The 7177-nt window shown below is 50.2% G+C and carries 7 protein-coding genes; 2 read left to right on the plus strand and 5 right to left on the minus strand.

From position 1 onward, the window contains the following. Positions 1-24: 24 nt before the first annotated feature. Together V6Z81_02195 and V6Z81_02200 are read left to right on the plus strand one after the other, a co-directional pair. The gene (locus V6Z81_02195) at positions 25-816 is read left to right on the plus strand and encodes an SDR family NAD(P)-dependent oxidoreductase (protein ID MEG9861307.1); all 792 of its coding nucleotides are present in this window, start codon (positions 25-27) and stop codon (positions 814-816) included. 222 nt (positions 817-1038) lie between these two features. Continuing rightward, a complete protein-coding gene (locus V6Z81_02200) occupies positions 1039-1602 on the plus strand; it encodes a GcrA family cell cycle regulator (protein MEG9861308.1) in 564 nt (187 codons plus the stop codon). A 68-nt stretch (positions 1603-1670) separates the two neighbouring features. On the opposite strand, the gene phoU is transcribed toward V6Z81_02200, so the two are convergent. Genes phoU through V6Z81_02225 form a run of 5 tightly spaced genes read right to left on the minus strand, consistent with a single transcriptional unit; the run spans position 1671 to position 7054 of the window. Then, positions 1671-2381: a phosphate signaling complex protein PhoU gene (phoU, locus tag V6Z81_02205; protein MEG9861309.1), complete on the minus strand. Its 711-nt coding sequence runs from the start codon at positions 2379-2381 to the stop codon at positions 1671-1673. Between the two features lie 15 nt (positions 2382-2396). After that, positions 2397-3209, minus strand: a complete 813-nt coding sequence (pstB, locus tag V6Z81_02210; protein MEG9861310.1) for a phosphate ABC transporter ATP-binding protein PstB — start codon at positions 3207-3209, stop codon at positions 2397-2399. A 29-nt stretch (positions 3210-3238) separates the two neighbouring features. Continuing rightward, positions 3239-4525, minus strand: coding sequence for a phosphate ABC transporter permease PstA (pstA, locus tag V6Z81_02215; protein MEG9861311.1), 1287 nt, complete (start codon positions 4523-4525; stop codon positions 3239-3241). Next, the gene (pstC, locus tag V6Z81_02220; GenBank protein MEG9861312.1) at positions 4518-5918 is read right to left on the minus strand and encodes a phosphate ABC transporter permease subunit PstC; all 1401 of its coding nucleotides are present in this window, start codon (positions 5916-5918) and stop codon (positions 4518-4520) included. The genes pstA and pstC overlap by 8 nt, the downstream gene beginning before the upstream one ends. 56 nt (positions 5919-5974) lie before the next feature. Continuing rightward, positions 5975-7054 carry a PstS family phosphate ABC transporter substrate-binding protein gene (locus V6Z81_02225; GenBank protein ID MEG9861313.1) on the minus strand — a complete coding sequence of 360 codons (1080 nt, stop codon included), beginning with the start codon at positions 7052-7054 and terminating at the stop codon, positions 5975-5977. Positions 7055-7177: the final 123 nt, after the last annotated feature.

A 7177-nucleotide genomic window follows, 5' to 3' on the forward strand; every position in this document is an offset into this window, starting at 1 on the left:
AAACCTCAATAGAAAAAGAGTCTCATGGGCAGACTGGCAGATAAGAAAACCATCGTAACGGGTGCGAGTAGCGGTATTGGCCGCGCAAGTGCGCGATTATTCGCACGCGAGGGAGCCTCCGTTGTAGCGGTAGACCGCACCGAAGAAACGCTCTACGAGACAGTAGAGATGATTACAAAAGAAGGTGGCACGGCCATAGCTCACGTTGCCGATGTTGCTGATGAAGACGCCGTTAAAAAATACATCACCCTGTGCACGCAAGAGTTTGGGAGGCTTGATGCTATTTACGCCAATGCCGGTATTAGTGGTCAGGCTGCTCCTCTGGTGCAACAAACTGTTGACGATTGGCTTGAGATTTTAAGGGTTAATCTTATCGGACCGTTTCTTGCTGTTAAGCACGCCAGCCCAATCATGGCAGCTGCTGGTGGCGGCTCTATTATCTGCACGGCCTCGGTGGCGGGTATTCGTGCCAACGCCGGGCACTCTCCTTATGGGGCTAGCAAAGCGGGAGTTATCAATCTGATTAAGACATCAGCCTATGAACTCTATGGCACGGGCGTTCGAGTCAATGCTGTCTGCCCGGGGATCATTGAAACGGGCATGACGAAGCCCATTTTTGACCGGGCCAAAGAGCGGGGCACCTCTCATAAGATTGGCCAGTTGAATCCCATGGCCCGTTATGGCTATCCAGAAGAGATTGCAACCATGGTTTCATTCTTGGCCAGTGATGAGGCTTCTTATATCAATGGTCAGGCCATACCGGTGGACGGAGGTCTTACCAGTAGCCTGCCTTATGTTTATCCTCGTCGGGACTAGCAAAACTCCTACAAAATACCCAATTCTCCTAAGATTTCTGCTAATCCACCCCTACAGTGAGCAAGACCCCTACTAGATATTGGGGGGTCTTGCGAGATCTCTGCACATTTGGTAGTTTCTCCTTGTCTGTGTACTACATTTTGTGGTAAATCCTTAAAGATACTCTAAATAGGGTAACAGGAAAAACAAAAGACAAACTTCTAAAAAAGTGGAGGAAGATGGATGTCCTGGACTGAAGAACGTGTTGAAACACTTAAAGAGCTATGGGCAACAGGATTAAGCGCCAGTCAGATTGCCCGCCAAATGGGTGGGATAACCCGCAATGCTGTTATCGGTAAGGTGCATCGTTTGGGATTGGCCGCCCGTGCCCCCCGTCAAGCCAAACGAACCGCTCCGGCGCAGGCTCCACAATTGGCCGTACCCACAAAGGTCACCAGATTTACAAATGAAGCCTCAGAAATTAGCAGAGAAGATCTTCATGCATCTTCCCCACAGGCTACTCGTGAAGCGACCCATAACTCACCGGTGGATACACCTGCCGGAGAGGAGATCAATGCACAAAGCACTGCGGAGACTCCTCAGGGGGCTCGCGTGGGTGTACCGGCACCTACCGTGCTGACCTTAACGGAGCGTGTCTGCAAATGGCCGATTGGTAATCCCGGTGAAAAAGATTTTCATTTTTGTGGCCTTAAGGCGGCGGGTGCCGGTATCCCCTATTGTGATTATCATTTCCGGATTGCCTACCAGCCCGTCGAACGCCGGAGGCGTTCGCAGCACACGGATTGATGCTGGTGGCGTATCAACGCCTATCAGGTTAACGCCGAAGGCATATCGTCATCCTCTTTGCCGGTTTATCATCTTGATATAGAACTCGTGACATCGGCTTTAGGGCGCTTATTCCCCGGGACCTCATCGCCCACCATGAAGGTAATTGTTTCTGCAATATTGGTGGCATAATCTCCAACCCGCTCAATATTTTTGCTGATAAACAAAAGATGCACCCAAGAAGAAATCACTGAATCTTGCTCACCTTTTATGGCCCCCAATATACTGTTGAAAACAGTATTGTGCATTTTGTCTATTTCCTCATCGGTATTCCAGACATCCTCTGCCAGCTCTGTCTGACGGTTGCTATACGCTGTCATCACCTTGACCAACTGACCATGAACAGCCTCGCCCATAGCAGCAATCGGCGTAAGTAAGTCCTGAGGCAGAGCTTGCTCCTGAGTAGTCATCATTCGCTTAGCTATATTTTTTGCCATATCTCCAACCCGCTCCAATGCACTGGATATCTGAAGAGCGGCGATAATATCGCGTAAATCCCGCGCCATTGGTTGATGTAACGCCAAGACAGAGGTTATATGCTCCAAAACCTCTTTTTCCATAGCATCAAGGGCTTCATCGGTAGCAATAATCTGCTTAGCCTGTTGATTGTCAAATTCCCTGATAATAGTAACAGAGTGCAACATTTGCTCCGTGGCAAGATCACCCATGCGAGAAATCCGATGAAATATATCATCCAGTTTTTGTCCATACGCTTTAACGGTATGCTCTGTCTCTGTCATCAATATTTTCCTTCATCAACCAAAACGGCCCGTTATATAGTTCTGGGTTTTTTCTTCCTGAGGGTTAGTAAATAAATCCCCCGTCTTACCCACCTCTACAAGATGCCCTAAATGAAAAAATGCCGTGAAATTAGAAACCCGCGCCGCCTGTTGCATTGAGTGCGTCACAATAACGATGGTAAACCGCCGTGAGAGTTCATAAATGAGATCCTCAATGCGAGCCGTTGCTACCGGATCAAGAGCGGAGCATGGTTCATCCATCAAAATGACTTCCGGATCAACAGCAATAGCCCGCGCAATACATAATCTTTGTTGCTGGCCACCGGAAAGGCTTGTACCCGGCTCTCCCAGACGATCCTTCACCTCATCCCATAGGCCTACACGTTTCAAGCTTTTGTGAACTATCGTCTCAAGCGCCTTGCGATCACCCAACGCAAGACCATGGAGGCGCGGCCCATAGGCCACATTGTCATAGACAGATTTAGGAAAAGGATTGGGTTTTTGAAAGACCATGCCTACTCTGGCGCGTAGGTCAACGGGGTCAACGGAGGGTGCATGAATATCCTGACCGTCCAGTTCAATGCGGCCAGACACCCGACAGTCATCAATAACATCATTCATGCGGTTCAGGCACCGCAGATAGGTTGATTTACCGCAACCGGATGGACCAATCAGAGCCGTTACGTGACGCTCCGGAATATCCAGTGACACGTCCAGAAGCGCCTGTTTTTCCTTATAAAAAACATCCACGTTGCAGCTTTTTATTTTGCTAACCAAAGGCGTTTCTTCTCCCATTGGGTGGCTATCTGATGCTGAAACTGTACTCATGGTTTTATACTGTTGCCTCCTACCCCTGTTCAGTTGATTTTCCCGAAGCGTTCAAACCGTTGTCGAAGGAAAATGGCCAGGCCGTTCATGGCAATCAGAAAAACCAACAAACACAGGATAGCAGCGTTCGTCTTAGCCGTGAAGGCGCGTTCAGGACTATCTGCCCACAGAAAAATCTGCACCGGCATTACCGTAGCAGGCTCTATGATAGAACTTGGCGTATCGGCAATAAAGGCTACCATGCCAACCATCAACAAAGGAGCCGTCTCACCAAGGGCTTGGGCCATACCGAGAATGACACCGGTGAGTATCCCTGTCATGGCGGCGGGAGCTATGTGGTGCAAAACCGCTTGAAGACGTGAGGCCCCCACACCGAACGCCGCCTCACGGATGGAGGGGGAAACCGACCTCAAAGCCGCACGGGTGGTAATAATAATAACCGGCAGTGTCATTAAAGCGAGCACCATACCGCCTACCAGAGGGGTTGAACGAGGCAAGCCAAAAAATCCGATAAAAACTGCCAGACCCAGCAACCCAAAAACAATAGAAGGCACGGCAGCTAGATTGCTGATGTTGACCTCTAAAAGATCTGTCCAGCGGTTACGGGGGGCAAACTCCTCCAACCATACGGCCGCCGGAATCCCAATTGGAACCGCCAGCAACAGAGTCACCAGAAGCATTAACAAAGACCCCATCACAGCACCCCGAATACCCGCCTGCTCAGGCTCTCGACTATCGCCATTCACAAAAAACGCCGTATTGAAAACCGTCTGAATACGCCCATCTGTCTGCAATTTTTTGACCCAGTCAAGAGATTGATCATCAAGCCTCCGGTTGGCTTCAGGAACGGTGCTATCAACCAGCCCTTTGACGTATGTATCTACGTCTGCCGAGGCCGCAACCCACACGGTTATTGTGTCGCCGGGTGTAACAGGCGTATCCTCCAGCGCATTACGCAAAGTTTGCCCCGCTCCGGCACTAATGAGTCTATTGAGTTGACGATGCTCCCTACGACCCTCCACCTCAGGGAATAAATCGTGCAATGCCCCGCGCACCAGTTTTTGGTAGCTCCCTCTGGACTCTGACGAAGACACCGCCGTATCAACCCGAACATCAAGCCGGATTTCCGTACGGCTAAAAGCAGGCAAACTACCATACACAATAGAGCCCAATAGCAGTATCAAGATCAGAACTGTCAGGATAATCGCACTAATGCCGTAAAGGCGAAAAAGCCTGTCCGCCGCATGCCGCCGCCTCAAGCGACTCAGGCGCTGTTCCACAAGTGACGATGATGAAGGCGCAGCACTGTCAGTCATATTTTTCCCGATACAGTCGCGCCATCAGCAAAGCAATGATGTTCAACGCCAAAGTAATAACAAACAAGGCCAACCCCAAAGCAAAAGCGGCGAGGGTTTTTGGGCTATCAAACTCCTGATCTCCTACCAGCAAGGTGACAATCTGAACCGTAACCGTGGTAACTGACTCAAGAGGATTAGCTGTGAGATTGGCTGTTAAGCCTGCCGCCATCACCACAATCATAGTCTCGCCGATGGCACGGGACACAGCCAACAGTACAGCACTGACAATGCCCGGTAAGGCAGCAGGTAGGACCACTTTTTGAATGGTCTCCGCTTGGGTAGAACCAAGCCCTGTAGCACCATCCCGCAAACTTTGTGGGACAGCCGTAATGACATCATCAGACAAGGACGATATGAAAGGAATAATCATAATGCCCATCACTAGTCCGGCGGCCAGCGCCGATTCAGACGAGATGCCAATCCCAAAACCAACCCCCACCTCGCGAATAAAAGGACCAACTGTTAATGCGGCAAAAAAGCCATAAACAACGGTGGGAATACCGGCCAGAATTTCCAGCGTCGGTTTGACGATATTGCGCAAGGGGGCTGAGGCATATTCAGCCAGATAAATGGCTGAAAAAAGTCCGATAGGAACCGCTACAATCATGGCAATAAGGGTAACAAGAAACGTCCCGGCAAACAAAGGCACAGCGCCAAAAGCGCCGGATGAGCCAACCTGCTCAACGCGCAAGGCCGTTTGGGGTGACCACTTCAGGCCAAATAAAAACTCGCTTACACTTATTGAACGAAAGAACTGAATACTTTCAAAAATCAGCGACATAATGATGCCGATAGTGGTCAGCACTGCCACAACACAGGCGACAATCATCAACCGCACAACAATGCGCTCCACCCGCGCACGCGCCCTGAAGTGTGGTGCAATCCGCCGCATCGCAATAGCAAAGCCCATAACAGATAGCATCACCACAACAACAGATGTCGCCGTTTGAATGTGCCCCTTAAAGGCCGCATAATGTTCTGCCGCCTGTACAAGAGAAGGGCTCGCAGCAAGAACAGGCCCGCCCTCCGCCAACCTCTGCATCACACTGGCAAGCAGAGCATGACGACCTATGTCGTCCTCATACATCTCCGGCGATAGAAACCGGTCAATCAAAAGTGCTGTGAGCGTCGGCTCAAAAGCATACCAGAGAAGAACCAGCCCCAATGCCGGAAGCGTACAGAAAAATGCAACATAAATACCGTGGTAATGGGGCAGAGAGCGGGATGCTCCCAATCTCTCTCCCTCACTACTTTCACGATTGGCACCACTCGGCCATGACCGGCGGCGCCCCATAACAAAGCCGGATATCGCCAGCAGACAGACCAAACCCAGAACAACAGAAAATGTCATGGCAGCCTAACTCTCTTGAATTTTATGATCTGCTGACGCTATCCGTTTATGGCTTATTACAAGTCCAGCTTCCGTAAGGCGCGAGAGGTATTACCAACCTTGGTGCGCTCGTTAACAGGCAAAGGAATAAGGCCCTTATCCGTCAAATAACCATAATCCCCCCACGCATCATCACTGGTGAACTCCTCAACAAAAGCCTCAAGGCCCGGCACAACACCCGCATGCTCCCGCTTTACATAAAAGTACAGCGAGCGGGAAATGCCATAATCGCCACCGGCGATATTATCAAAGCTCGGCTCTACACCATTGATGGTAGCACCACGCACTTTATCACCGTTCTGGTCCAGAAAACTGAAGCCAAAAATACCCAAAGCGTTGGGATTCTCTTCCAGTTTGCGGACTATCAAATTGTCGTTCTCGCCGGCCTCAATAAATGCGCCATCTTCGCGGATGGTGTGGGCGATTACCTTAAACTGCTTTTTGTTCATTTTGCGCAAAGCCGCTAACATGGAGAAACTCTTAGCGCCCCCCTCCATGGCCAACTCCACAAAAGCATCTCGCGTGCCTGACGTAGGCGGAGGACCAAGAACCTCAATCTTTACATTAGGCAGCGATGGGTCAATATCACTCCATTTTTTGTAGGGGTTCAGCACTAATTCACCGTCAACGGGAACCTTTTCCGCCAACGCCTGAAAGACCTGACCCAACGTCAGAGCCATCTTAGGCCCCGACCGTGCATTAGCGATGACAATTCCATCATAGCCGACTTTAACCTCCGTGATGGACACGCCGTTTCTCTTGCAGGTATCATATTCGGATTTTTTTATCCGGCGCGATGCATTGCTGATATCCGGAGTGTTCACTCCAATACCGGCACAAAACAGTTTCATACCACCGCCGGTTCCGGTTGATTCTACAACCGGCGTCCGATAGTTGCTATTACGGCTGAAGTTCTCCGCAGCCGCTGTCGCAAACGGAAAGACCGTTGACGACCCCACAATCCGGATCTGATTACGTGCGAAAGCCTCTGTAACAAAGCCCACAACAACAACGCCCACAACCAAGGCCACCGGCAAAGCCGCAGGCAAAGATAATCGCCCCGCCATCGGGGCCAGTTTTTTCAGGTTTGATACCATCTGAATAATCTCCAAGGATTTTTTTACTTACAAAATGGCAAAGCAATACAAGGTGCATCGCTCTGATGGGCGCACCTTTGACAGGAATCAAATTACATTGCAAGTAAAAAAATCGCTAATTTC

This window comes from Parvularculales bacterium (assembly GCA_036881865.1).
In the GTDB taxonomy this organism is placed as follows: domain Bacteria; phylum Pseudomonadota; class Alphaproteobacteria; order JAPOUT01; family JBAJNM01; genus JBAJNM01.

Excerpts from the sequence above, each read along its gene's own strand:
- V6Z81_02195 (MEG9861307.1), top strand. The coding sequence starts at position 25 with ATGGGCAGACTGGCAGATAAGAAAACCATCGTAACGGGTGCGAGTAGC.
- V6Z81_02200 (MEG9861308.1), top strand. The coding sequence starts at position 1,039 with ATGTCCTGGACTGAAGAACGTGTTGAAACACTTAAAGAGCTATGGGCA.
- phoU (MEG9861309.1), bottom strand. The coding sequence starts at position 2,381 with ATGACAGAGACAGAGCATACCGTTAAAGCGTATGGACAAAAACTGGAT.
- pstB (MEG9861310.1), bottom strand. The coding sequence starts at position 3,209 with ATGAGTACAGTTTCAGCATCAGATAGCCACCCAATGGGAGAAGAAACG.
- pstA (MEG9861311.1), bottom strand. The coding sequence starts at position 4,525 with ATGACTGACAGTGCTGCGCCTTCATCATCGTCACTTGTGGAACAGCGC.
- pstC (MEG9861312.1), bottom strand. The coding sequence starts at position 5,918 with ATGACATTTTCTGTTGTTCTGGGTTTGGTCTGTCTGCTGGCGATATCC.
- V6Z81_02225 (MEG9861313.1), bottom strand. The coding sequence starts at position 7,054 with ATGGTATCAAACCTGAAAAAACTGGCCCCGATGGCGGGGCGATTATCT.